This is a genomic window from Acetobacter cerevisiae, from assembly GCF_001580535.1.
Lineage (GTDB): Bacteria > Pseudomonadota > Alphaproteobacteria > Acetobacterales > Acetobacteraceae > Acetobacter > Acetobacter cerevisiae.
The window spans coordinates 25845-51548 of sequence record NZ_LHZA01000145.1 but is presented as its reverse complement, the minus strand read 5'-3'; the positions used below and the strand labels follow the sequence as shown (position 1 = coordinate 51548).

Below are 25704 nucleotides of genomic sequence, written 5' to 3'. Positions count from 1 at the left end.
ACGGCGCTTTTAGTGCGTCTTCATAAATGCGTCAGTAGGGCCTAGCGGGGCGTATTTGTTTTGGAACTGCTCGATGCGGCGTTTACAGCAGACAAAGGGACGATTTTCGCTGCCGGGGGAAAGCTATGCAGAAACCTTTCAGAAACAGACTTGCCCGCGCACTGTTCGCGTGTGCGGTGAGTGGCGTCGCATCCGTGGTGATCGCCGGGCACAGTCTGGCCGCAGCAAAACTTGACGAACTGCATGTGCCGGCAGGCTTCCATATCGGGATTTTCTCGTTTCAGGTGCCCGGCGCGCGGGAAATGGCCATTGGGGCGCAGGGCACGGTGTTTGTCGGCACAATGGGTCCGGGCGTGGTCTATGCCATTTCAACCGATCAGGCTGGCCATGCCACCAAAGTCCGCACAATTGCCCATGGGCTGAACCAGCCCGTTGGCGTGGCGTTTTACCGGGGTGATCTCTACATTTCCGATACCCAGCGCATTGTGGCCCTGCGGGATATTGAGCACCATCTGGATGCGCCAGCTGCACCGGAGGTGGTGGCGGATGCACTGCCCTATGAGGATGGCGATCACTCCTGGAAATTTATAGCGTTCGGGCCAGATGGCAGACTGTATGTGCCCATTGGGTCGCCGTGTAATATTTGCGATGTCGGGCATAAATTTGGGCGTCTGCTCAGCATGAAGCCTGATGGGACCGATCGGCAGGACGTGGCCTTTGGCATCCGCAATACGGTTGGTTTCACATGGCAGCCGGGGACGGGCGCATTATGGTTTACCGATAATGGACGGGATAATCTGGGGGATGATGTTCCCTCGGACGAACTGAACCGGGTGAGCCGCCCCGGAGAATCGTTTGGGTATCCGTATTGCCATCAGGGCAATTTGCCCGATCCGCAATTTGGAAAGCAGCATGCCTGCAGTGAGTTCACGCCGCCTGCGTTGCTTTTGGGGGCGCATGTCGCCGCTCTGGGGCTGCGCTTTTATGAGGGAACAGAGTTTCCTGCCTCGTATCGAGGTGCGCTGATTATCGCCGAACACGGCTCATGGAATCGCAGCACGCTTGCCGGGTATCAGGTTGTCACGGTGCATTTTGGGCCTGATGGTAAACCGCAGGCGCCGGAAGTGCTGGTGAGCGGGTTTAGGAATGGTCAGACCGCATGGGGGCGTCCGGTTGACGTGCAGCCCATGGCGGATGGGAGCGTGCTGATCAGTGATGATCTGTCCGGCACGATCTACAAACTGACTTACGGCGGCAGCCCGTAAGGATACGGGGCGGCTTAGAGCTTGACCCGCATATGGTCGCGCAGGGCGTTGCACCGTTTGGTATATTGCGACGCCTTGGAGGCCGTGACAAAATTGATGAGAAACGCGGCCAGCAATGAGAAGAAAGAGAGGACAGTCAGCAATTCGCCGGTAAAAGAGATGTCCTCATTATAGTGCAGGGCGGAATACCAGAGCAGGCCAATGCTCAGCACCGCGCCAAAAAATCCAAAGACGCCGGTGGATTTGATCAGGGAGTCCTCAATGCTTTCAAAAGCGGAGGTTTCCCGCCAGAGGTCAAAAAGCCTGCGGTCCACGTCATCTATGGCGTTCGCGTGGCTTTCTTTTTGGGCGTCCGTGCGCATGTGGGGGTTTTTGCGATGGATATCCAGTTCCTGCCGGGCTTTTACAAAGACCCGACGCCGTTCCTTGATGGCGGGCAGGCTGATATCGACAAAACTGAGAATGGCGACGTTAAGACCCGCAGAGAGCTGCACGACAGCCTGAAAATCACCCCACGATATGCTCATACTTGGCCGCCTTGCTTCTCAGTCTTTGTCACCTGAGTGTCCTACTGAGAACGGCGTTTGCCACCAAGAGCCCGCGGGCATGTCAGCTATTCGGGAAAGGGAAGCTGGTTTTCAGGCTCAGAGCCATGGAGGCTGTTGCGGCCCCCAGCAGAAAGGCCACCCATGACAGGCCGGGTAAAAAAATGGCACTGCGACGGGGGCGAGGAACAGTGCTGCCCGGCAGGCAAGACATGAGCCAGGCAGCAAGGGCCGCAGCGCATTTCAGCAGATTGCTGGTGATGACAACGGTCTGAATGGCATTGCCGGAAAAGCGTGCCAGCGTCTGCCCCTGAACGGCCATGAGGGCAGGCAGGACAAGGCATTCATAACGCATCTGATGGGGCGCGCCATAAACACTCTGTGCGATAATCAGCAGGACAGCCATTATCACAAAACCATAGACTGGCAGGGTAACAAACCTAAGGCAGGCTGCAAGAATGGCAGTCAGGAAAAAGACCAGAATGAGTTCTGCAACCTGCAGGCCATGCTGCCAGTTTCCCGCTGCAAAAGTGGCGTCCATATGGATGGTGTTTCCGGTCATGGCACCCGCAAACATCCCGCCCAGATCAATAAAGCTGAGCGCATTGATGTAGCCCGCCAACAGACCAAGAAGCAGAATGCGGCGGGCGGATGCCAAAACCGGAGCAGACGCCATGCGGATTAACGGGTGCTGAACAGACGGTCGCCAGCGTCCCCAAGACCGGGGCGGATATAGCCGTGTTCATCCAGCCCGCGATCAATCGAGCAGGTCAGGATAGGCACATCTGGGTGGGCCTTCTGCAGGCAGGCAATGCCTTCCGGGGTGGAGAGCAGGCAGACAAACAGCAGACGTTTAGCCCCCTTCTCTTTCAGGCGCGTCAGAGCAGCAGCAGCACTGTGGCCGGTTGCCAGCATGGGGTCGACCACAATGCAGCGGCGCGAGGCAATCTGTGTTGGCAGCTTGAGGTAGTATTCCACAGCCTCAAGGCTATCCGGGTCACGATACAAGCCGATATGCCCCACAGGCGCGAACGGCACGAGGTCCAGCATGCCATCCAGCAGGCCATTGCCGGCGCGCAGAATGGAGATGAAGCAGACATCCGGGCCAGCCAGTTGTTCGCCCTGCATGGTTTCGAGCGGCGTTGTAATTTCGACCGGCTCCAGAGGGAGATCGCGCGTGGCTTCATAGCACATCAGCAGGCTGAGTTCGCGCACCAGACGGCGGAAACCGGCTGTAGAGGTTTCCTTGCGGCGCAGGTGTGTCAGCTTGTGCTGAATGAGCGGGTGATCAAGCACCACAGGAGGGAGAGGGGGAGGGGTTTCTAAAGTCATGGGGGAAGCATAACGATTGAAAGAAAATTCCGCCATATTCCCTGAAGCAGGAAATTTTTCTTAATGGAAATTTGCAGGGCGGCCCGGACTAGTGGCAGAAGGGCGCTGCACGGCCCAAAAGGGGGCCTGTTGGCTGGGTCTGTCTGGCCTGATGTTTGTTTGAAGAGGAAGTAGAGCCAGATGGCCGTAAACTACGCGACTGTCACGTGGGACCAGTTACATAGAGATGCTCGTATTCTGGCAGAGGCTCTTGTGCCCAAAATGCCGTTTAAAGGCGTGGTGGCCGTCACACGCGGCGGCTTGATCCCGGCAGCGATTATTGCACGGGAGCTGAACTGCCGTCTGGTCGAGACCATTTCCGTCGTCACCTATGATGAAGAAGAACGTGGCAAGCCCACCATCATCAAGTCTCCTGATGCAGCAGGCGATGGCGAGGGCTTCCTTGTTATCGATGACCTGGTGGATTCTGGCGTGACGGCCCGTGTTGTGCGTGAGCGGTTGCCCAAGGCTTATTTTGCCTGCCTGTATGCCAAGCCTGCCGGAATGAAACTGACCAACCATTTTGTTGTTGAAGTGCCGCAGGATACCTGGGTTTTGTTCCCGTGGGATACGGCTCCGCTGTTTGTTCCGCCGCTTGCCAGCAAGACAATGGACAAGGCTGACTGATTTTTTACCGGAATGGGCTTGCCAGCCTGCCGAATGCCGCTTAGGTTCCGCTGCATTCGGGGCGTGGCGCAGCCTGGTAGCGCGCGTGTTTTGGGTACACGAGGCCCCCGGTTCGAGTCCGGGCGCCCCGACCACATATATCTGGAGGCATCACCATGCCGGCACGGATTTATAAGCAGCCTAAAGCGGCGGGGCAGTCAGGATTGGCTGGCACGCGTGAGTGGGTTTTTGAATACGGACAAACGGCTCCAAGGCATCAGGACCCACTGATGGGCTGGACCGGGAGTCAGGATACCCAGTCTCAGCTGCGTTTGTATTTTGCCTCCTGTGAGAACGCTGTGGCTTATGCTCAGCGTGAGCAGATCGGCTACGAAGTTGAAGCGCCTGTTCAGCGTATCCGTAAGCCTAAAGTCTATGCGGATAACTTCCGGTTTGACCGGATCCAGAACTGGACCCATTGATTTTCCGGATTTTTCCGACTATCGGAGGGTGCAGAGTACGCGCCCTTAGCTCAGTTGGATAGAGCAACAGCCTTCTAAGCTGTGGGTCGCTGGTTCGAATCCAGCAGGGCGCGCCACACTCTTTTTCAAAAAATACTGCCGTTCTTTTTAGCTGTGACTTGCCCAAAGCAGAGGGCAAGGGTAGGCCTGCTAAGAGAAAAAAGGCATTTAGTGTGGCTCGACGATGGTCGCTCTGGCTGAATGCGTGCTTGATTGTGTCGGGAGCTAAATTTTGAAATCATTCTGCGTTGTGGGAGCTGGATTTAGCGGGGCGATCATTGCCCGGCATCTGGCAGAGCGTGGCCATAAGGTAACGGTTGTGGATGAACGCCCACATCTGGGCGGCAACTGCCACACGGAACGAGACGCAGAAACTGGTGTGATGGTCCATAAATACGGCCCTCACATTTTCCATACAGCAGACAAAAGAGCGTGGGATTACGTCCAGCGCTTTGGGAAATTTCAGCCCTACATCAACCGCGTGAAGGCAATCTCCAAAGATCGCGTCTACACGCTGCCCGTTAACCTTCTGACGATCAATCAGTTCTTTGGCACGACCATGGGACCGAAGGACGCACGGACGTTTATTGAAAATAAAGCCGACCGCTCCATTCAGGCTCCCCGCTCTTTTGAAGAGCAGGCGCTGAGCATGATTGGCCCGGAACTCTATAAGGCCTTTTTCCACGGCTATACGCGGAAACAGTGGGGGCTGGAGCCGACTGAACTCCCGGCATCCATTCTGAAGCGCCTGCCGCTGCGCTTTAACTACGACGATAACTACTTCAATCATCCGTATCAGGGTATGCCGGAAGACGGCTATACGAGCATTGTCCAGAATATTCTGGGTGTGGATGGGATTGATATTCGGCTGGGCTGTTCCTTTGAGAGTCTGGAAGAGAAGTACGATCACGTCTTCTACACAGGGCCGATTGATCGCTATTTCCAGTTCCGTCTTGGGCGCCTTGGGTATCGGACGCTTGATTTTGAACGGTTTGTTGATGAAGGGGATCATCAGGGTACCGCCGTTATCAACTATTGCGATGAAAACGTGCCGTTTACCCGGATTTCGGAACACAAGCATTTTGCGCCGTGGGAGCAGGACAAATTCTCTCAGACGGTTTGTTTCCGCGAATATAGCCGTCTGGCAGGTGAGGGGGATGTTCCATACTATCCCATCCGTCTGGTGAACGAAAAGAAGATGCTGGACAGCTATATTGCGCTGGCTAAATCAGAAAGTGGTGTGTCTTTCATGGGCCGCCTTGGCACCTATCGCTATCTGGATATGGATGTGACCATTACGGAAGCTCTGGCTGCCTGTGACCAGATTGATGCGTTGCTACAAAATGACGAGAAGTTTTTACCGTCTTTCTTTGTCGATCCTGCCTGACTGCATGAATACTCTCTTCCTTGCATGTGAGTATTTTTCTTAAGGAAGGCTCTTTTTTTAATTTTGCTTTAAGCGTGGCGTGGGAATTTTTATGTCAGGTATAGATGTCTCTCTTGTTTTGAACGTTCATCGCGAACAGGATTTATTGTACCCCACGCTTCGCTCTTTGCTTGATACTGTTCAGCATGCGCAATTACATGAAATTAAGTCTGAATTAGTAATTGTTGCCGACTGTGCTGATGAGAGAACGCTGACCCTTTTACAGAATTATGATTATACCGGTTTTGACGCTGTTAGGCTTGAAAATATTGAGGTACATTCGCTGGGGCTGGCACGGAATTATGGTATTGAGGTTGCTGTGGGTGAGTACATCCTCACCGCAGATGCCGATGATTTGGTTTCAAGAAATTTTATCTATGAGCTTTATCAACTCCATCAGGATTCCCAAAATAAGAAAATAGTGGCCTTTCCAGAATATTATCATTCTTTCGGGGACGGTAGTTATGTTTGCAAATTTTATTCTCTTGACCGGGTTGGTCTTTACCGAATGGCGGGTGAACATCCTTATGTGTCCCGTTTTATGGCAAGACGCGCAGACCTCTTAAACATACCTTACATGGATTGTTCGTCCGGAACCGTTTATGCTTATGAAGATTATGATATTAATTTACGTTTAATTGGTTCTGGTTTTAACCTACTTGTGGTACCGGACACAATTGTTTTTTACCGGCAGAGAAACGGTAGCATCATGGCGTCTCTTGGCAGAGACCAGAAGCGGATGGTACCTAATTCTGCTTTTTTTGAAGGAAATGAGTTTTTAAAGCTTCTGGAGCAGAGGGAGCAGGAAACGGTTCTTCCACAAATTCATATTGATTTTAAAAAATCCTATACTAAATCATTTTATTTACGAGAGCTCATTTATCAGGCGAATCTGATTGAGCCGGAAATACATCCTTATAGCCTTCGGGATGCTCAGTTTTTTACGAATGTTGGAATTTCGCAGGCATTCGGACAAGCGTATGAAAAAATCTGTAAGGCTGTTCAAGGGAAACACTATACAGACGTCTTTTTCCTACCGTTCCTTTCCAAAGGTGGTGGCGAGAAATACGTTCTGAATTTTATAGAAACAGCTATTAAAGACGGAAACAGATCGTGTTTATTGATTCTTGGGCAGAAGCTTTGCCACTCTAAAGAACGCTATCAGATTCCTGAAGGACTGGACGTTCTTGATCTGTATGAGATTCTGGATACGCATGATGCTGTGCGTATACCAGAGATGGTAGTTCGGGTTCTTGAAAATTTTGCGGTTGATGCAAGAATTTTCATGAAGTTCTGCCCGTTCTGTGAAAATGTTATGAAGGCCTATGCTGAATTTTTCAAGAGTAAAAAGCTGGTTTATTTTTACTTCTGTTCCTCTTATTATATTATGGATAGCGTGATTTATGAAGATGGTGCTGAATATCGTTTTCTGAGTGACTATAGAAATTATATAGATTATGTCATTTCAGATCACGGCCTTAATCTCAAACAGTTGGAATACCGCATCCCGGCATATCAGGGGCGAACTGAGACTCTTTACACCTATAGTCAGCCGGTTCTACACCCTCTTCAGCACAGCGATAGGCCGAGGCGCTTAATATGGGCCTCACGTTTGGATGCACAAAAACGTCCCGATCTTCTCCATAAAATTTCTGTTGAACTGCTGGCAGAAAATATAGAAACAAAAATTTATGTTTATGGAAGTCCTGTTCTGGATCAATTTGAACCAGAATATTTCGATGACTGTCCCAATGTTGTTTATAAAGGTGGCTTTAGCGGGTTAGGGAGCATTCCTTTTACAAATAAAGATGCCTTTTTATATACATCGCTTTTTGACGGGTTACCCAACGTCTTGCTGGAAGCTGCCCAGCTGCAAATTCCAATTATCACGGTGGATGTTGGTGGGGTTCCGGAATTGATTCAGGAAAAATCTGGTTTCCTGGTGCAGAACTGTGCTGATGATGCGGAACTTGTGGCGCGGTATGTCGCTAAGGTTAAAGAATTTCTTAATGCGTCTGAGACGGAAATTCAGAATAAAGTCCACTGGCTGCATCAATATTTTGAGCAGCAACATGCTCAGTCCGCATATGGCATGAGAGTTGCTGCGGTGTATGCGCTTCTGGAAGAACAGCTTGCAAAAGGGAATGCTTGAAATGGATGAAAAATATAAACATATCAGGCGAGCTGTCCGCGCAGAAATTCGAGAGAATTCATCTCTAATTGAATCCTTGAAGTGCTTTGTAGATAACGATGCTGTTTTCTACCCAGGCTATGGCAACCTTGGCGATGGATTGATTGCGTTGGGAACGCTTGATCTGTTTGAGGATATAGGCTGGGCTCCCAAATGCATTCAGGGCCGACATAAGGAGGCTTTTTCTGGCTATACCCATATCGTGATGGGCGGGAGTGGCGGATGGGTCAAGGGAATGTGGGAAACTTACCTTGAGCAGACAATTGCCTTTCTTCAGAATGGTGGTCAGTTACTTATTCTGCCGACAAGTTTTTCAGGATTTGGATCTGAATTTGTTCCTTACGCAGATCAGGTAACAATTTTCTGCCGGGAACAGCGGAGTTACGACGAACTGCTTCGTCAGGGGATGCCTGAAGGCCAGATCTTCGTTTGTCCGGATATGGCGTTTTATACCAAAGAAGAGCATTTCTCTGATCTGGAAATTGAAGGTCAGTACCCTGCTCTCCAAATTTTCCGACTTGATGAGGAAGGTGGTCGAAAACAAACTCCGCGTGACTCTGTTGATTTGCCTCTGCTGTTCAACGACATTCAGTGGTCAACAACCGAACAATGCGTAAAGCCTCTTCGTGCAGTTGCTGGCTTAATGAGTCAGTTTGAATGTGTTGAGACAGACCGGCTGCATATGGCTGTTCTTGCAGCCTTGATAGGGCGCATTGTTAAGCTTGAGCCGTCAAATTATTTTAAAATTAAAGCAATTTTTGATTATACATTGCATCGCTTTCCGACGGTTACGTTTGAAGAGCGCACTTCAGATTATACTCTTGCAGAGCAGGGGAAGCGTGCTGAAGCGCAGTTGCTTCGGGATATAATTAAAAGAATTAATCTTGATAGGCAGGCGGAGTGGGAGCAACGCACGACAGTTCTCCGGCAGAATGACGCTCTTTTGTCTCGTCTGGAAAAATTGCAGGGAAAATTGAATGAGATCTCTGAAGAAAAAGAGAAAGAAATAAAGAAGCGGACTGATCTTATAGACTATATACGACACCTTGAGCATGAAATGTTATGTAAGGATCGTGAAATTTCAGATAAGGATCAGGATATATCCCGTAAAATTTCTGAATTTGATCAGGTGCGTCAGGAGCTTGAAAAAATTCAATCGTCTCGCCTGCATCGTGTGGGGGAGAAATATTACAGCATATTCCGCTTGCCGATGTTTGGGGTTGTGCTGCGGATGGTGCGTAAAGTGATCGTAAAATAGGCCTGTAGACTGAAAACAAGACACCCTAGAAATCAATTTTCATGGACAGAATTTTTCTGCCCATGAAAACGAATGTAACGATGAAATGAGCATTTCCCGAGGACGCTGCTTAAGGATCGTCCTCGGGCAAGAAAGCGCTTATTTTCGAAAATGAGCAGCCAACTGACCTGCGCCAAGCTTGCGTAGCCCCATCCGAATATTCCGAATGGGTCCGGGCTGGTTCACGCTGTCATAATATTTGTGCACTAGCTGAACCAGTCTGCCTCCCTCGTGCTGAGGGGCCGGAGCAGGAGCAGAGGTGTGGTGGGTGTTGTTTGCTGATGGGATCGTTGGGTTGTGATACTGCGTATTGGGGCCATTGGCGTTCAGGAATTTGATCATCTCGCCATAGCAGCCTGACAGCTGTGCCTGATGTTTATCAATGATATAATTATAGTTGATAGTAAACATTCTGAATTTATCACGGAAAATCGAGTCTTCCCGGATACGGTATTTGAATAGCGGGTGAGGGATCATCACGCCGCGGACGCCGTTAAGGACCATGGAAATGGTTGACTCCCAGTCATCCAGGAACATGCCGAGATTCGGGTCATGTTGCCCGTGTGCCAGATAGGCGTCACGCCGTACAACCAGCCCCTGACAGTTCGTGGTGTTCATAATCATCTGGAGTGGGACTTCAGGGTTAAAGGTCGGCCAGAGCCGGAGGCGGCCGTGCTGGTTGAAGTCCTCATTCCATGCCCCCACAAAACCGACATTGCTGTAACGGTTCAGGATCTTCAGGGCGGCTTCATAGTAAGGGACGCAGACGAGGTCATCGGCATCCAGAAGAGCGATATAGTCTGTCGTTGCGTGCTGGACGCCGATATTTCGGGTTTCCGCCACGCCGGAGTTTTTCTTGTAGATAACTTTCAGGTTTGTATAACGTGCTTCAAGAGTTTTTAGAATAATGACGGACTCTTTGTCTGTTGAGCCATCATCGACGACAAGGATTTTGATATCGGGCAGGCTGCTGAATTTGATGCTTTCAATGGCTTCAATCAGCAATGCGCCAAGATTGTAGTGCGGGATGACAACCGTCGGTGCTGAGCCGTCTTTTGCGTCCGCATGGGTCAACTCTTTCCCGGATGTGAAGGGGAAGGCAGACGCGTTCTGTTCGGCTGTGGCCAGAACCTGTTCTTTATGCGTCATGACGGTTGCGTAAGAGCAGGTATCCTTAATGGTCTGAATGGCATTGTCCGTAATAGAGCGACTTTGCATATCATCCAGAGCATCCATTGTCAGAATGGCATCCTGAATGGATTTGGGGGAGTGCGGATCAAACAGGAAACCGTTTTCTCCATTCCGGATGAGTTCGGCCTGTCCGCCACTCAGAGAGGCGGCAACAAGGCCACCCTCCGCCATATGTTCGATAACGGAATAAGGATAATTTTCGAACAGGGACGGGTGAAAGAGCGCCTTGAGATGTTTTTTAATAAAGAGAATTTCGGAATGTTCTTTTAGGCCTGCAAATTTGAGCAGTCCTTTTTCAATCCATTTGCTGTATTTGGTGCTAAGCGTTTCTGTCAGGGATTTATTGTTTTTGAAATAATGCGTGTCAGACCCGTAAACGTACAAGGATGACTGGCCACCATTAGCCCAGTACAGGTCAAACCCCGCCAGCGCATGTTCTATGCCTTTCCAGTAGCAAACACGGGAGGCAATGGCATAATCAGGAATGTCGTAAACCTGCGTGTTATCGCTGGCCTCTTTTCCCGGAACCAGACTGGTAGAGGGGGTTTCGTAAGGGTTGGGCACAACATCAATCGGAACATCTTTTTCCAGAAATTCCGTAAGAAGTTTCTTTCTCAGAAAGGCGCTTGGGGAAATGACTTTGTCTGCAGCCTGAAAGCAGAACTGCTCCATATATTTTGTGAAATATGTTGGTAGTTCATAAATATTTTTCTTGTCCCATTCATCAATCATGGTGACGGGTGTATGGGCGGTCACCAGAACTTTCAGGTCTGTAAACGGTGCTTCAAGGCACAGTTTTCTCTGAAGCGTAAAATAACCCAGACCGAAACCATCACACACTTCAAGCCAGTCCGGTTTGAAACCATCCGTGATGATTTTTTTGACCTGGTTGGAGAATTCGTAGCTCATCGCCGCCCAGTGGCCCATATGTTTAAAGGACTCACCGGTGGACGGGTTGAAGCGGATCACCTTGACGCAGCCAAAATACGTGCAGACTTCATCATGCACATTGAAATCAGCCGTCAGGATAACAGTCGGCTCTCTCCGTTCTATTTTCGCGTTGATGTATTCCTGAACATACGTGCACAGGCCGCCCCCGGTGACATCAGGAGGGCATTCAAAAGTGAGCAGAAGTGTTTTCATGGTTTCTCTGGTCTGAGCCGCAGAAAAGTGCGGCCTGATAAGGGTATCTGATTGGCCTGAGCTATATCATTATTCTGAGAGCGAGGGATAAATTTTTCTATGCTGATGAATGCTTCATGAGATTTGCATGAATAAAGACGGAAACATCTTCTTATAAAAAGACCGATGACAGATTTTTAAAAGCAAACAGCTTTTATAAGGCAGGTGCAGCGCAGACTGAGGGCTGTGAGGCGCATTTTGTGCCTTGACGTCTCGGGCTTCCCGCAGCATTGCTCCGACTATGCGAGTAGCTGCCATTCTTCTGGCTGCCGGAACAGGCAGCCGTTACGCCGCGACCAGCGGGTCTGCAACGCCGAAGCAATACGTGGTGCTGGCGGGCCAGCCGGTTATCCGCCACGCTGCGGAAGCCCTTTTGCCTCATGTAAGCTGTGTGCAGCCGGTGGGTGACCCCGAAATGCTGGCGCAGACGCTGGACGGCGTTGCTGTTCTGCCGCCTGTGGCCGGTGGTGCCACCCGTCAGGCCAGTGTGCTGGCCGGACTGGAGGCGCTGGACGCACTGCCTGAGAGCGAGCGCCCCGATCTTGTTCTGGTGCATGATGGTGCGCGTCCTTACGTGACGGCCAAACTGGTGCAGAATGTTGTCTCCGCTCTGGCTGAGCACCCCGGCGCTATCCCTGCCGTGCCGGTTGCCGATACGCTCAAGCGTGAAGACAAGGGTGTGATTGCCGGAACTGTTCCGCGTGATCATCTCTTCCGGGCGCAAACGCCGCAGGGGTTCCGCTTTGGACTGTTTTTAGATCTGCATCGTGGGGCTGCATCTGCCACGGCAACGGATGACGCGAAGTTGCTGGAAGAGGCAGGCTTTAGCGTGGCGCTGGTGCCCGGTGATGAAGACAACATCAAGCTGACTTATGAGGAGGACCTCGTGCGCCTTGAACGACTGATTGGTCCGACTCTCCTGCCGCGTGTCGGGTTGGGGTATGATGTTCATGCTTTTGAAGAAGGCCGTCCGCTGATCCTTTGCGGTATTACCGTGCCGCACACCAAGGGGCTGGCTGGTCATTCCGACGCCGATGTTGGCATTCATGCGCTGTGTGACGCCATTTATGGCGCGCTGGCGGAAGGCGATATTGGCACGCATTTTCCGCCCAGCAAGAACGAGTGGAAAGATGCGGACAGCGCGCGTTTCCTAGTGCATGCCGGGCAGCGTATTCGGGAACGTGGCGGCATGCTGATTAATGCCGATGTGACGCTCATTTGCGAACGCCCGAAAATTGGCCCGCATGCGCAGGCTATGCGCCAGCGGATGGCGGATCTGCTTGAAGTGGATGTTGGCCGGATTTCGGTTAAAGCCACCACGTCTGAACGTCTGGGCTTTACGGGGCGTGAAGAAGGCATTGCCTGCACGGCGGCTGTGTCTGTTCTGGTGCCCTGATCTGGCAGCGCTCTGAGCGCTTCTGGAGTAAGGTTTTTGGGAAAAGGCCGTGCATCAGGCTGATGCGCGGCCTTTTTCATGTTCTGCCTCAGTGATTGGGAAAAGAGACCAATGGCGACCATCCTGCTGAAAAATGCCCTGCGTGTTGTGACAATGAATGACCAGCGCGAGGAGCTGGAAGGCGGCTGGGTGCTTGTGCGCGGGCGGCAGATTGCGGCTCTTGGTGTAGCCTCAGACCCGTTGCCGCAGGCGGACGTGGTGCAGGATATGACTGGGCATGTTGTGATGCCCGGCATGGTGAACACGCACCACCATATGTATCAGACGCTAACCCGCGTTATCCCCGCCGCGCAGGATAGCTCACTGTTTGGCTGGTTGCAGGCGCTCTACCCAATCTGGGCCGGTCTGACGCCGGAAATGATCCGGGTTTCTACCTGCACGGCTATGACGGAGCTTTTATGGTCCGGTTGCACCACCACCAGTGATCATCTTTATCTGTTTCCCAATGGGAGCCGCTTAGAGGATCAGATTGAGGCCGCCACACAAATGGGGATGCGGTTTCACGCAGCGCGTGGGGCCATGAGTGTGGGGGAGAGCAAGGGGGGCTTGCCGCCCGATAGTGTGGTGGAGGATGAGGCCGCCATTCTGGCCGATACGCAGCGGGTGGTTGAGGCGTTCCATGACCCTGAACCGCTGGCCATGCAGCGTGTGGTGGTGGCGCCGTGCTCACCGTTTTCCGTCAGCCCGGATCTGATGCGTGAGGCCGCTGGACTGGCGCGCGCGACCGGCACCATGCTGCATACGCATCTGGCCGAAAATGCCAGCGACATTGCCTATAGCCGTGAGCACTTCAACATGACGCCTGCGGAATATGCCGAGGATGTCGGATGGGTTGGCGCGGATGTGTGGCACGCGCATTGCGTCAAGCTGGATCAGGCAGGCATCAGCCGTTTTGGCGCAACGCATACCGGAATGGCGCATTGCCCCTGTTCCAATATGCGGCTGGGCTCTGGTATCGCGCCAGTGCGGCGCATGGTGGCGTCCGGCATGCGGGTTGGGCTGGGCGTCGATGGCTCGGCGTCCAATGACGGCAGCCACATGTTGGGGGAAGCCCGGCAGGCTATGCTGCTGGGGCGTTTGCTGGAAACAGAAGACGGACGGCCCATGATGCAGGCGCGGGAAGTGCTGGAACTGGCTACGCGTGGCGGTGCGGCGGTGCTGGGGCGTGACGATATTGGCTATCTGGCCCCCGGTATGGCGGCGGATGTTGTGGCGTTTGATCTGCGCGGGATTGACCATGCTGGCGCGCAGTCTGACCCGGTTGCGGCTTTGCTGTTTTGCTCGCCTCAGCGTGTTGCGTATTCCATGGTTAATGGGCGCTGGCTGATCCGTGATGGCCAGTTTGTACATCATGACCCTGCGATGCTGGCGGAGAAGCATAATGCTCTGGCGCGCCAGTTGCTGGAAAAGGCCTGAAAATAGGGACGTCCGGGAACTTTGAACGCCAAAAACGTTACGGATATAAAAGATTGATTCCCGAATCGGAAATGCGTATATCTGCCTAAATCATAGGCAAAGTGGAAAAGACTGTGCAAACGCAACCGTTATTGCGGCCGATTGATCTGGGCGGTGTGCGCCTGGAAACGCCCGTTATCCTTGCTCCCATGTCCGGCGTGACAGACCTGCCGTTCCGTCGTCTGGCGCGGAAGCTGGGGGCTGGGCTTGTGGTCTCCGAGATGATCGCGTCCTGGGCCATGGTGCGGGAAAATGACACAACCCTGCGGATGGCCGAAGTGGCTGATGCCGGTGGCCCGAATGCTGTGCAGCTGGCTGGGTGTGACCCGAACGCCATGGCAGAGGCAGCCCGTATTGCCGTGGGCCGGGGCGCGGATCTGATCGACATCAATTTCGGCTGCCCGGTGAAGAAGGTTGCAGTTGGCCAGATGGCCGGGTCCGCCCTGATGCGTGATGAGGTCGGAGCTGCCCGCCTGCTGGATGCCGTGGTGAAAGCGGTGCCTGTGCCCGTAACACTAAAAATGCGGATGGGGTGGGACCATTCTCACCTGAATGCGCCCGTGCTGGCCCGCATTGCGGAAGATGCCGGTATTCGCATGATCACCGTGCATGGTCGGACACGCCAGCAGTTTTATAACGGCACGGCAGACTGGGCCTTTGTGCGGAACGTGAAAGAAGCCGTCGGCCTGCCGGTGATTGTTAACGGCGATATTCTGACGGTGGAGGATGCCCGTACAGCGCTGGCGAAGTCCGGCGCGGATGGCGTGATGATCGGGCGCGGGTGTTACGGGCGTCCGTGGTTTCTGGCGCAGGTCGCGCACGCTCTGCGGACGGGCGAAGAGGTGCCGGACCCCACGCTGGAAGCGGAAAAAGCCATTGTGCTGGAGCATTACAAAATGATGCTGGAGCATTTTGGGGAACGGCCCGGCCTGCGTCTGGCCCGCAAGCATGTCTCCTGGTATTCCGCTGGCCTGCCGAATTCCGCTGGGTTCCGGGCTGCTGTGAACCGCGTGGACTGTGCGCCGGATGCCATTGCGATGATCTCCGATTTCTACGATCAGCAGATTGCTGACGGGTCTGTGCGCGAACCGCGTGCCTCCCGCCATGCCGATGCGCAGGCGCACGCGGCATGACACAGGCTGCATGAAGCGCCCTGTCTTGCCTCAGGACGGGAGCCCGTCCGCCGGGTTGCTGCTGGACAGTCTGCCAGTGCCGGTGCTGGAGCTTGGCCCTACGAACAGGCTGCGCTTTGCCAATGCGGCGGCGGAAGAGTTCTTTGCGACGTCTCGCCATCAGCTATGCCAGAGCGCGCTGGAGGAACTGGTGCCGGAAGACCATCCGGTCTTTTTGCTTGTGCAGCATGTGCGCAAGGAAGGCGGCACCATTACCGAGCATGAACTGGTGTTCAGCAGCCCGCGCTTTCACCATGAAGGGGTGACAGTGCAGGGGGCGGATGTGCTGGATTATCCCGGCTCCATTTTGCTGACGTTTCATGATTCTTCAGCCGCACGGGCGCTGGACCGCCAGTTGGCCTTCCGCTCCGCGGCGCGCAGCGTGTCCGGCATGGCCGAAATGCTGGCGCATGAAGTGCGGAATCCGCTTTCCGGGATTAAGGGTGCCGCGCAGATTCTTGAGCATTCCGTTGGGGAAAGTGACAAGGAACTGGCGACGCTGATCTGCGATGAAGTGGATCGCATTGATGCCCTCGTTGAGCGGATGGGCGTGTTTAATGAGGCTCCGGCAGACTATCGCTCCCTGAATATTCACCGCGTTCTGGAACATGTGCGCCTGCTGGCCAGCAAAGGCTGTGCGGCGGGACTGCGAATTGTGGAGCGGTATGATCCGTCTCTGCCGCATGTCTGGGGGAATCGGGACCAGCTGGTGCAGATGTTGCTCAATCTGGTCAAGAACGCTGCTGAGGCAATCCGGGAGACGGAAAAGCCGGGTGAGATTACGTTAAGCACCAGTTACCGCCCCGGAATTCGGCTGGCAGTGCCCGGCACCTCGCAATGGCGGCATCTGCCGCTGGTGGTGACGGTGCGGGATACGGGGCCGGGTATTTCAGAGACCATCCGCCCGCATCTGTTTGAACCCTTCATCAGCACCAAGATGAGCGGGAGCGGACTGGGACTGGCCCTTGTTGGCAAGATTATGGATGACCACGGCGGCGTGATTGAAGTGGAAAGCCGCCCCGGACGCACGGAAATCAGCCTGTATTTGCCCGTGGTGCCGGACGGCAACGAAAGCATCTGACAGCTTCGTTCTTTTTTTGTAATGATCTTTTCGTATCTGAGTGTAACCTGATCCCTATGACACCTTTGCCGACTATTCTTGTTGCTGATGATGATCGTTCCATTCGTACCGTGCTCGGGCAGGCGCTGGGGCGGGCCGGGTATCAGGTTCAGTCCACCCCTAACGCCGCAACGCTCTGGCAGTGGGTGGAGGAAGGTGAGGGGGATCTGGTCATCACCGATGTGGTGATGCCGGATGGGAGCGGGCTGGATCTGATCCCGCGTATCCGCCAGGCCCGACCTGATCTGCGCATTATTGTCATGAGTGCCCAGTCCAATCTGGTGACAGCAGTCAAAGCCACGCAGCGTGGTGCGTTTGAATATCTGGCCAAGCCGTTTGACCTGAAGGAACTGCTCAGCGTTGTGGCGCGCGCGCTGGTGGCCCCGGCGCATGAGGCGGATAAGCCTGCGGTGGCCTCGCCTCCGGAAGAACGCCTGCCGCTGATTGGTCAGTCCCCGGTCATGCAGGGGATTTACCGCAGCATTGCCCGCCTGACGACGTCTGACCTGACCGTGATGATTAGCGGTGAGAGCGGCACGGGCAAGGAACTGGTTGCGCGTGCATTGCACGAATATGGGCGCAGGCGGGGTGGTCCGTTTGTGGCCGTGAATATGGCGGCCATTCCGCGTGACCAGATTGAGAGTGAACTGTTCGGGCAGGAGCGTGTGCCGGGAGCTGTGACAGGCCGAAGCCCAGGCCGCTTTGAGCAGGCAACGGGCGGCACGCTGTTTCTGGATGAAATTGGTGACATGCCGCCGGAAGCGCAGACGCGGCTGTTGCGCGTGTTGCAGGAAGGCGAATTTACCACCGTGGGTGGCCGCGCGCCTATCCGGGCCGATGTGCGGATTATTGCCGCAACCCATCGGGACCTGCGGCAGGCTATCCGGGCCGGGACTTTCCGGGAAGATTTGTATTACCGGCTGAATGTTGTGCCGCTGCGTCTGCCGCCGTTGCGGGAGCGGCTGGAGGATATTCCACTGCTGGCCCGCCATTTTCTGGCGCAGAGCCGGGAGGCTGGGGCCGGGAGCCGGGTGCTGGATGATTCCGCCGTGGCGCGCCTGCAATCCTGGCGCTGGCCGGGCAATGTGCGTGAGCTTGAAAACCTCATGCGGCGCATTGTGGCCCTTTATCCGCAGGAAACCATCAGTAGTGATCTGATTGATGCGGAACTGGCGGAACCGCTGGCGCATGAGGTGATTGCGGAAAAGACGGCGGTGGAAGAACCGCTGTCTGATGCTATTTCCCGCCACATCATGCGATATCTGACCGCAGGGCGGGAAGGGATGCCCTTGCATGATCTGTATGCGCGTGTGATTGCAGAGGTGGAACGACCTCTTATTCAGATGACATTGCAGGAAACGCGTGGAAATCAGATCAAGGCAGCGGCCATGCTGGGGCTGAACCGGAATACGCTGCGCAAAAAAATTCGTGAGCTTGAAATTCCCGTTGTGCGCGGTGTGGTCTAACCTGCCTTTATGCAGCGCTTCCTCTCTTCACTAAGCACTCTTCTGGCCCGTACCCGGTTCCACTGGCTCTTGCGGGCTCTGGAGCGGAAAAGTGTGGCTCTTACGCTGGCCGCTCTGGCGCTGTGCCTTGGCTTTGCAACCTTTGTGGTGCTGTCCGGCGGGATGTCCTTTGGGCATTATGCGGTGATCGAACCGCTGGTGTTGTTGCTGAACAGTCTGGTGCTGGGCCTGCTGCTGCTGGCCGTGGCCATGCGTGTGGGGCCGATGCTGGTGGAGCATCGGAAAGGGCTGGCCGGAGCCAGACTCCATGTTCGGCTGGTCACCCTGTTCGGGATTGTCGCCGTCGCGCCGACGCTGGTGGTGGGCGTGTTTGCCACCCTGTTTTTCCATTACGGCATTCAGATCTGGTTTTCCGACCGGGTGAATACGGCGCTGAATGAAGCCATGGAGGCCTCCCGCGGGTATCTGACGGAACATAACGCCAATATCCGCACCGATGCGTTCTCCATGTCCAATTACATCATGAGCGCGCAGAACGAGCTGGCGGCCAGCGGCATGAACCTGCTGCAGGATCACGATGCGCTGAGCGAGATGCTGGACAGTCAGGCCACCATGCGCGGGCTGACGGATGCGCTGGTGTATGACCCCATTACCAATAAAATTGTGGCCTCGGGTGGGTTGATGAGCCGCGCCGGAGATCAGGCCCTGCCGCCCCCGGCTGCGACCATGCTGGCGCGCTCCAATGATGTAGCTATTCTGGACTCTCCGGATCAACGCACGGTGCGGGCAGTCGTTGAACTCTCGCAGACCCCTGCGCTGATGCTGGTGATTACCCGTCTGGTGGACCCCACCATTCTGGAGCATATGCACCGCACGGAAAAAGTGATTGCGGATTACCGGCGTCTGAACGGGAACCGGGCCAAAATCCAGCTGACTTTTGTGATGATTTTTGCGCTGGTGGCGTTGCTGGTGTTGGCCTCTGCTGCGCTGATTGGTCTGGCGCTGGCCAACCAGATTGCCAAGCCGCTGGGGCTGCTCATTCTGGCGGCCCGTCGGATTAGTGAAGGCGATCTGGGCGTGCACGTGCCCGAGGCCAAGCGGGATGATGAGGTGACGAGCCTTTCCCGTGCCTTTAACCGCATGACGGAGCAACTGGCCAGCCAGCGGTCTGAGCTGATGGTGGCGTATGGGCAGATCAATGAGCGGCGCCGGTTTACGGAAGCCGTCCTCTCCGGCGTTTCCGCCGGGGTGATCGGGCTGGATGTGGAACAGCGGATTGAACTGCCCAACCGCGCCGCCTGCCTGCTGCTGCAAACAGATCTGATGGATGCGATTGGCGAATCTCTGGCGACCCGCGTGCCGGAATTTGCCGAGCTGCTGGCCGAAGTGCGCTCGGTGCCGGATCAGGTGATTACGCGGGAAGTGCAGACCGGCCCGGAGACCAACCGGCGCATACTGCTGGTGCGGATCGGCGCAGAACTGCGGGGGACGGTGACAGAGGGTTACGTGATGACCTTCGATGACATCACGGCCCTGCAGCAGGCCCAGCGAAAAGCCGCGTGGGCGGATGTGGCGCGGCGGATTGCGCATGAAATCAAAAACCCGCTGACGCCGATCCAGCTTGCGGCGGAGCGGCTCAAGCGGCGCTTCCTGCGGGAAATTACGTCGGACCCGGAAACATTTGCGCAGTGTGCAGATACCATTGTGCGGCAGGTGGGCGACATTGGACGCATGGTGGATGAGTTCTCCGCCTTTGCCCGCATGCCGCAGCCGGTCATGACTAATGAGGATCTTTCCCGCATTATCCGGGAAGTTCTGGTGCTCCAGCGTAATGCACACCCGGAAATTACCTATCACGTCAGCCTGCCGGACAGAGGGCCGGTGGTGCGGTGTGACCGGCGGCTGATCAGCCAGGCGTTGATCAACCTGTTGCAGAATGCAGCGGATGCCATTGCCATGACAGCAAAACAGGGTGATGTTGAGGGAAATGGCTCAAACACAGCCAATGCGGTATGGATTGATTTGAAGGACAGTGAAGGCAACGTCGAAATTTCTGTTGCAGATAATGGCGTTGGCCTGCCTTCGGGCGACCGGCATCGGTTGACCGAGCCATACGTGACGCACAAGGCTAAGGGCACCGGGCTTGGTCTGGCCATTGTTAAAAAGATTATGGAAGACCATGGGGGTGCGGTGCGTCTGCAAGACAGGGCGGAGGAAACAGGAACTGTGGCTATTCTGATTTTGCCGATGAAGGACGACCATGGCTCATGAAATCCTGATTGTTGATGATGAGCCCGATATCCGGATGCTCATTGAGGGCATTCTTGAAGATGAGGGTTACGAAACACGGGTTGCTGCGACATCTGATGCAGCCATAGCCGCATTCCGGGCCCGCAGGCCGTCTCTGGTCATTCTGGATGTCTGGTTGCGGGACTCCCAGCTTGATGGGCTGGGCATTCTGAATGTCCTGCATGCGGAAGAACCGTCCGTGCCGGTCATCATGATTTCCGGGCATGGGACGATTGAAACCGCCGTGGCGGCCCTCCAGCACGGCGCTTATGATTTTATTGAAAAGCCATTTCAGGCAGACCGCCTGCTGGTTGTGGTGCGGCGGGCGCTGGAAGCCTCCCGTCTGGCCAGAGAAAATGAGGAACTGCGCCTGCGTGCCGGGCAGGACACGGAACTGTTTGGCAATAGCGCCCTGATAACAGCGGTGCGTGGCCAGATTGAGCGTGTGGCCCCCACCGGGTCTCGTGTGCTGATTACGGGTGGCCCCGGTTCCGGTAAGGAAGTGGCGGCCCGCATGATCCACGCGCGCTCCCGCCGGACAGATGGGCCGTTTGTGGCGCTGAACTGCGCCATCCTCGCGCCAAACCGGTTTGAGGAAGAACTGTTCGGGCTGGAAGGTGCGCCTGATGGCACGGGCCGCCGCACCGGTGTCCTGGAACGCGCGCATGGTGGCACCCTGGTGCTGGATGAAGTGGCCGATATGCCGCTGGAAACGCAGGGCAAGATTGTGCGCGCTTTGCAGGACCAGACGTTTGAACGGCTGGGTGGCTCAACCCGCGTGAAAGTGGATGTCCGCGTTCTGGCAACCACCAACCGGGATTTGCAGGCCGAGATCATGGCCGGGCGGTTCCGGGAAGATCTGTATTACCGGCTTGCGGTTGTCCCGCTCCGTCTGCCCGGCCTGCGGGAACGGCGGGATGATATTCCGGGCCTTGCAGAGCTGTTTTTGCGTCGCGCGGCGGAGATGGCTGGTCTGCCCCAGCGGGAACTCTCGGCTGATGCCGTTGCAGCCCTGCAGGCATATGACTGGCCGGGCAATGCGCGTGAACTGCGTAACCTGATGGAACGCGTGCTGATTATGATGCCGGGCAACAGTGTTGAGCCCATCCGTGCGGAAATGCTGCCGTCCACCCTGGGGGAGGGCGCGCCGGCCTTGCTGAAGTTCGACGCCTCGGCCGATGTCATGAGCCTGCCGCTGCGTGAGGCGCGAGATATGTTCGAAACGCAGTACTTGCAGGCCCAGCTGCTCCGTTTTGGGGGTAATATCAGCCGAACAGCAATATTTGTTGGCATGGAACGCAGTGCCCTGCATCGCAAACTGAAGCAGCTTGGTGTAACGTCCGAGGAACGAGGGGTCGGCTGACGTGTTTGCAGTGTTACTGCAAGCCATCGTCCGGCTGTAACAAAAAATGAGAATAGGGCCTCCCATCGTGGATAAGGACACCGGATACAATGTGCAGGATGCGTTTCTGAGTCAGATTCGCCGTTCGCGCTCATCTGTGACAGTTTTTCTTGTGAATGGCGTAAAATTGCAGGGCAATATTACGTGGTTTGATGATGCCGCCGTTTTGCTGAAACGCGATGAGCATACACAGCTGATTTACAAGCACGCCATCAGCACAGTCATGCCGACTGTGCCCATCAATATCTTTGAAGCGCCAAATTCTGGTGCTCAGACAGACAGAGAGCCCACACTTGGCGACGATTTTATCTGATACAAAACCCGTTGCCACGCGTGGCGCGGTTATTCTCCCCTGGGAAAAGTCTGCCCATGACCAGGATGTAAGGGCTGCGGAGGCCCGGCTGGAAGAGGCTGTTGGTCTGGCAGCCTCCATCGGGCTGGTGATTGTTTTACAGGCGACGTTACTGCTGCGGACCAGACGCTCCGCAACCCTGCTGGGTAAAGGGCAGGTCGATTCGCTCAAAATTGCCGTTCAGGCGGAAAAAATTGACGTGCTGGTGGTGGATGCCCGCCTCAGCCCCGCCCAGCAGCGTAATCTGGAAACCGAGTTTGGCTGTAAGGTGATTGACCGGACCGGCCTGATTCTGGACATCTTTGGCGCACGCGCTGCGACGAAGGAAGGGACGCTTCAGGTAGAGCTGGCGCATCTGGAATATCAGCGCTCCCGGCTTGTGCGGTTGTGGACCCATCTGGAACGTCAGCGCGGGGGCTTCGGCTTCCTTGGTGGTCCGGGTGAAACACAGATTGAGGCCGACCGCCGGATGATTGGTGACCGGATTGTCCGCCTCAAGAAAGATCTGGAGCAGGTGCGCCGCACACGCGGGTTGCATCGGCAGGCGCGTAAGCGGGTGCCGTTCCCGGTGGTGGCTCTGGTTGGCTACACCAACGCAGGCAAATCAACCCTGTTCAATGCGCTGACGGGGGCGACGGTTTACGCAAAAGATCAGCTGTTTGCGACGCTGGACCCGACGATGCGGGCTATCACGCTGCCATCAGGCCGCCGGGTTATCCTGTCGGACACGGTGGGGTTCATCAGTGATTTGCCAACAGAACTGATTGCCGCCTTCCGCGCCACGCTTGAAGAAGTAGCGGAAGCTGACATCATTCTGCATGTGCGGGACATTGCGCACCCCGATAGTGCTGCCCAGAAAAAGGATGTGTTCCACGTTCTGGAAGGCATGGCGCGGGATAACATGATTGAGCCGGACTGGTCTGGCCGCATGATTGAAGTGCTGAACAAGGTTGACCTGCTGGGTGGCCCGGAAGAGCTGGCGCAGCTGGGTGATGCTATTGGTATTTCCGCCATAACCGGAGACGGCCTGCCGGAACTGTTGGCGCTGATCGACCAGCAGATGACGGCCACTATGGAAGAGGTGCGCTACCGCGTGCCGCTGTCTGACGGGGCAGCATCTGCATGGCTTTATCAGCACGGGGAAGTGCTGAACCGCACGGATGATGAAAGCGGGGCTAACATTACCGTGCGCATCAAGGCAGAAGACCGCGCACGGTTTGAAATGCTGTTCAAACAGGTTGAACCGCTACTGGCGTAAAATTTCAGCAGTGTCGACGTTTGGAAACGGTCAGGTTCTGTATGAGCCTGACCGTTTTTTTATCATCTTGTCCCACCATTCTTTTTCCGTAATATTTTGAGAGGTTCATGCGGGAGGCGGTCTAAGATGGATGTTATTCTGGCGCCCACAAATCTTGGCCTGAGCCCGCTCTCTCCGGGTCATGAACCGGGAACATGGCGTGCGCCGAACGCGCTGATGGCTGCCGGACTGGCGGAGGCTTTGGGGGCTGATGTTTCTGTCCTGTCGCTACCGCGCCCCCAATATTGCCCGGTATCGCCTGCGGGAACACTTATCCGGAACGGCTACGCGATCCGCGCCTTCAGTCTGACACTTGCCGAACATGTGGCGCGAAGTGTCCAAAACGGGAGCTTTGCTCTGGTGCTGGGTGGGGATTGCTCGATTCTTCTCGGGGCGCTTGCGGGTGCGCGGCGGAACGGCCCGCTTTCTCTTATTCATTTTGATGGACATAGCGATTTTCGGCATCCGGGGAATTATGACGCCAGCCGGGTTATGAGCGGTGTTGCCGGAATGGATCTCGCACTGGCCACAGGGCGCGGTGAACCCTTTCTGACCCAATGGCCTGAGATCGAAGGCCCACTGGTGCCGGATGACCATGTTATTCAGATTGGTGAGCGGGAAAGCCATGACGCCGATTTCGCATGGCCCGATATTGCCCGCACCGCCATCACACAGATTGATATTTTTGACTTCCAAAAGATCGGCGTGGCGGCGGCCTCGGCAAAAATTCAAGCTCTTTTGTCGTCACACTCAGAGGCCGGATTTTGGGTGCATTTTGATGTCGATGTGCTGGATCAGGTCGTCATGCCAGCCGTTGATTGCCCCGGCTCACCGGGGCTGTCAGTGGCTGATATAATGTCGCTCCTTAATCCACTGGTTTCTGACAGACGCTGTCTGGGAATGACAGTTTCCATTTATGATCCGGAGAAAGACCCGGACGGGCACTGTGCTGAAACGCTTGTCGGTTTGTTAGGGCAGTTAGCCTATCGGGAGCGTGAGTCGTTCGGCACAGTCCCATAGGGGAATGGCAGCTAGCCGGGTTTACGCCTCTGGCTGGGCCGCCATTAACGCGGCGACAGCTTCCCATTCGGGGGCTGCATCAGCCGCGCCATGGCGGGTTGTGGCCAGCGCTCCGCAGGCTGACGCTATACGGACAGCTTCGGGGAAAGGCTTCTTCTGTGCCAGAGCGAAGGCGAGGCCTGCATTGAAGCAGTCTCCAGCTGCTACGGTATCAACAGGCTCAATGCGGAAGGGCGCACTGTGGCCGCTTTGCGTTCCATCGTGCCAGAACACACCCCGGCTTCCCATTTTGACAAGGACGGCTTTCACGCCTTTGGCCAAAAGTAAGTCAGCAGCCTTTGCTGCGTCTTCCACAGTGTCTGGCCGAAGCCCTGTGAGCTGGAACGTCTCGCTTTCATTGGGCGTAAGAATATCAATCTCGTGCCAGAGCGCATCCAGAAGGCTATGTTCCGGAGCAGGGGCAGGATCAAGAACGACCAGAGCGCCAGCCGCCCTTGCTTTACGAGCCGCAGCCAGAACAGCCTGCTGAGGCACCTCAAGCTGCAATAAAACAACCGCTGCGCGTTCCAGCCATTCCGACGCGGCGGCAACGTCGGTCTCGTCCACAGCCATGTTCGCGCCACCGACCACTGTGATGCAATTCTCGCCGCTACCATCAATCCCAATCAGCGCAATGCCGGTTGCCTGTGCGGCATCTTCCCGCAATGGAGAAAGATCCACGCCAAAGCGTTTCAGTTCCCGACGCGCCTGCGTTCCAAAACTGTCCTGACCGATGCGCCCGGCCAAAGCCACCTGAATGCCTGATCCCGCAGCCAGTCGCCCTGCCGCGGCAGCCTGATTACTGCCTTTGCCGCCGAGCATGACGGCATAGCTTTCGCCGTGCACAGTCTCGCCGGGGCGCGGCAAGCGGGCAGCCCGGGCGGTGACGTCAATATTGATGCTTCCAAAGGACAGGATCAGAGGGTTCGGGTTCGGCATAGGGTGGGTCTCGGTAAAATAGGGAAGCATGGCTTAGCACCTCCGGCACCCAGCCGTCATGAAGACGTTGAGTGGGTGGCGGTGGGGGAGAGTAGGATTACA

General features: G+C 55.3%; 21 protein-coding genes and 2 tRNA genes. 18 read left to right on the top strand and 5 right to left on the bottom strand.

All coding sequences use genetic code 11. The annotated features are described in order from the left end of the window. Nucleotides 1-125: 125 nt before the first annotated feature. Entirely contained in the window at nt 126-1265 is a 1140-nt protein-coding gene (locus tag AD928_RS08260) for a PQQ-dependent sugar dehydrogenase (RefSeq protein ID WP_062249738.1), read from the top strand. A 14-nt stretch (nt 1266-1279) separates the two neighbouring features. On the opposite strand, the gene AD928_RS08255 is transcribed toward AD928_RS08260, so the two are convergent. The 3 genes from AD928_RS08255 to upp all read right to left on the bottom strand — a co-directional run bounded on the left by AD928_RS08255 (nt 1280) and on the right by upp (nt 3142). Further along, complete coding sequence (locus AD928_RS08255; RefSeq protein ID WP_043550527.1) at nt 1280-1792, bottom strand: hypothetical protein; 513 nt, start codon at nt 1790-1792, stop codon at nt 1280-1282. A gap of 82 nt (nt 1793-1874) precedes the next feature. Further along, entirely contained in the window at nt 1875-2486 is a 612-nt protein-coding gene (locus AD928_RS08250) for a YoaK family protein (protein ID WP_062249737.1), read from the bottom strand. Between the two features lie 5 nt (nt 2487-2491). Next, the gene (gene upp, locus AD928_RS08245; RefSeq protein ID WP_043550723.1) at nt 2492-3142 is read right to left on the bottom strand and encodes a uracil phosphoribosyltransferase; all 651 of its coding nucleotides are present in this window, start codon (nt 3140-3142) and stop codon (nt 2492-2494) included. Between the two features lie 180 nt (nt 3143-3322). Between upp and gpt the strand changes: the two genes are divergently transcribed. From gpt to AD928_RS08210, 7 genes are all read left to right on the top strand, one after another. After that, the gene (gpt, locus tag AD928_RS08240) at nt 3323-3808 is read left to right on the top strand and encodes a xanthine phosphoribosyltransferase (RefSeq protein WP_043550529.1); all 486 of its coding nucleotides are present in this window, start codon (nt 3323-3325) and stop codon (nt 3806-3808) included. A 57-nt stretch (nt 3809-3865) separates the two neighbouring features. Continuing rightward, nucleotides 3866-3942: transfer RNA gene (locus AD928_RS08235), tRNA-Pro, on the top strand. A 21-nt stretch (nt 3943-3963) separates the two neighbouring features. Continuing rightward, the gene (locus AD928_RS08230) at nt 3964-4269 is read left to right on the top strand and encodes an ETC complex I subunit (protein WP_062249735.1); all 306 of its coding nucleotides are present in this window, start codon (nt 3964-3966) and stop codon (nt 4267-4269) included. 39 nt (nt 4270-4308) lie between these two features. Then, nucleotides 4309-4385, top strand: a tRNA-Arg gene (locus tag AD928_RS08225). A gap of 155 nt (nt 4386-4540) precedes the next feature. Further along, nucleotides 4541-5695: a UDP-galactopyranose mutase gene (gene glf, locus AD928_RS08220; protein ID WP_373320559.1), complete on the top strand. Its 1155-nt coding sequence runs from the start codon at nt 4541-4543 to the stop codon at nt 5693-5695. 91 nt (nt 5696-5786) lie between these two features. Further along, nucleotides 5787-7886 (top strand): glycosyltransferase, encoded by a 2100-nt coding sequence (locus AD928_RS08215; protein ID WP_156470152.1) that lies wholly within the window; start codon nt 5787-5789, stop codon nt 7884-7886. Nucleotide 7887: 1 nt separating this feature from the next. Next, nucleotides 7888-9183: a polysaccharide pyruvyl transferase family protein gene (locus tag AD928_RS08210; protein WP_167347356.1), complete on the top strand. Its 1296-nt coding sequence runs from the start codon at nt 7888-7890 to the stop codon at nt 9181-9183. Between the two features lie 138 nt (nt 9184-9321). On the opposite strand, the gene AD928_RS08205 is transcribed toward AD928_RS08210, so the two are convergent. Beyond that, nucleotides 9322-11556, bottom strand: a complete 2235-nt coding sequence (locus tag AD928_RS08205) for a glycosyltransferase (RefSeq protein ID WP_062249727.1) — start codon at nt 11554-11556, stop codon at nt 9322-9324. 280 nt (nt 11557-11836) lie between these two features. Between AD928_RS08205 and ispF the strand changes: the two genes are divergently transcribed. The 10 genes from ispF (at nt 11837) to AD928_RS08155 (ending at nt 24624) form a co-directional block, all read left to right on the top strand. Next, nucleotides 11837-12991, top strand: coding sequence for a 2-C-methyl-D-erythritol 2,4-cyclodiphosphate synthase (ispF, locus tag AD928_RS08200; RefSeq protein WP_062249718.1), 1155 nt, complete (start codon nt 11837-11839; stop codon nt 12989-12991). 111 nt (nt 12992-13102) lie between these two features. Beyond that, the gene (locus AD928_RS08195; RefSeq protein WP_082779820.1) at nt 13103-14467 is read left to right on the top strand and encodes an 8-oxoguanine deaminase; all 1365 of its coding nucleotides are present in this window, start codon (nt 13103-13105) and stop codon (nt 14465-14467) included. Between the two features lie 113 nt (nt 14468-14580). Continuing rightward, the gene (gene dusB, locus AD928_RS08190; protein WP_062249716.1) at nt 14581-15639 is read left to right on the top strand and encodes a tRNA dihydrouridine synthase DusB; all 1059 of its coding nucleotides are present in this window, start codon (nt 14581-14583) and stop codon (nt 15637-15639) included. Nucleotides 15640-15649: 10 nt separating this feature from the next. Then, nucleotides 15650-16759 (top strand): two-component system sensor histidine kinase NtrB, encoded by a 1110-nt coding sequence (locus AD928_RS08185; protein WP_062249715.1) that lies wholly within the window; start codon nt 15650-15652, stop codon nt 16757-16759. A gap of 56 nt (nt 16760-16815) precedes the next feature. After that, complete coding sequence (gene ntrC / locus AD928_RS08180; RefSeq protein WP_043550536.1) at nt 16816-18264, top strand: nitrogen regulation protein NR(I); 1449 nt, start codon at nt 16816-16818, stop codon at nt 18262-18264. 9 nt (nt 18265-18273) lie between these two features. Then, nucleotides 18274-20535, top strand: coding sequence for a sensor histidine kinase NtrY-like (locus tag AD928_RS08175; RefSeq protein WP_062249713.1), 2262 nt, complete (start codon nt 18274-18276; stop codon nt 20533-20535). Continuing rightward, a complete protein-coding gene (gene ntrX, locus AD928_RS08170) occupies nt 20525-21916 on the top strand; it encodes a nitrogen assimilation response regulator NtrX (protein ID WP_061491289.1) in 1392 nt (463 codons plus the stop codon). Before AD928_RS08175 ends, ntrX begins: the two co-directional genes overlap by 11 nt. A gap of 67 nt (nt 21917-21983) precedes the next feature. Further along, nucleotides 21984-22268 carry an RNA chaperone Hfq gene (gene hfq / locus AD928_RS08165; protein ID WP_043550541.1) on the top strand — a complete coding sequence of 95 codons (285 nt, stop codon included), beginning with the start codon at nt 21984-21986 and terminating at the stop codon, nt 22266-22268. Further along, nucleotides 22222-23565, top strand: coding sequence for a GTPase HflX (gene hflX / locus AD928_RS08160; protein ID WP_197056215.1), 1344 nt, complete (start codon nt 22222-22224; stop codon nt 23563-23565). The genes hfq and hflX overlap by 47 nt, the downstream gene beginning before the upstream one ends. 126 nt (nt 23566-23691) lie before the next feature. Then, complete coding sequence (locus AD928_RS08155; RefSeq protein WP_062249711.1) at nt 23692-24624, top strand: arginase family protein; 933 nt, start codon at nt 23692-23694, stop codon at nt 24622-24624. A 21-nt stretch (nt 24625-24645) separates the two neighbouring features. Here the strand turns inward: AD928_RS08155 and rbsK are convergent, their stop codons facing one another. Next, nucleotides 24646-25602, bottom strand: a complete 957-nt coding sequence (gene rbsK / locus AD928_RS08150; RefSeq protein ID WP_062249753.1) for a ribokinase — start codon at nt 25600-25602, stop codon at nt 24646-24648. Between the last annotated feature and the right edge of the window lie 102 nt (nt 25603-25704).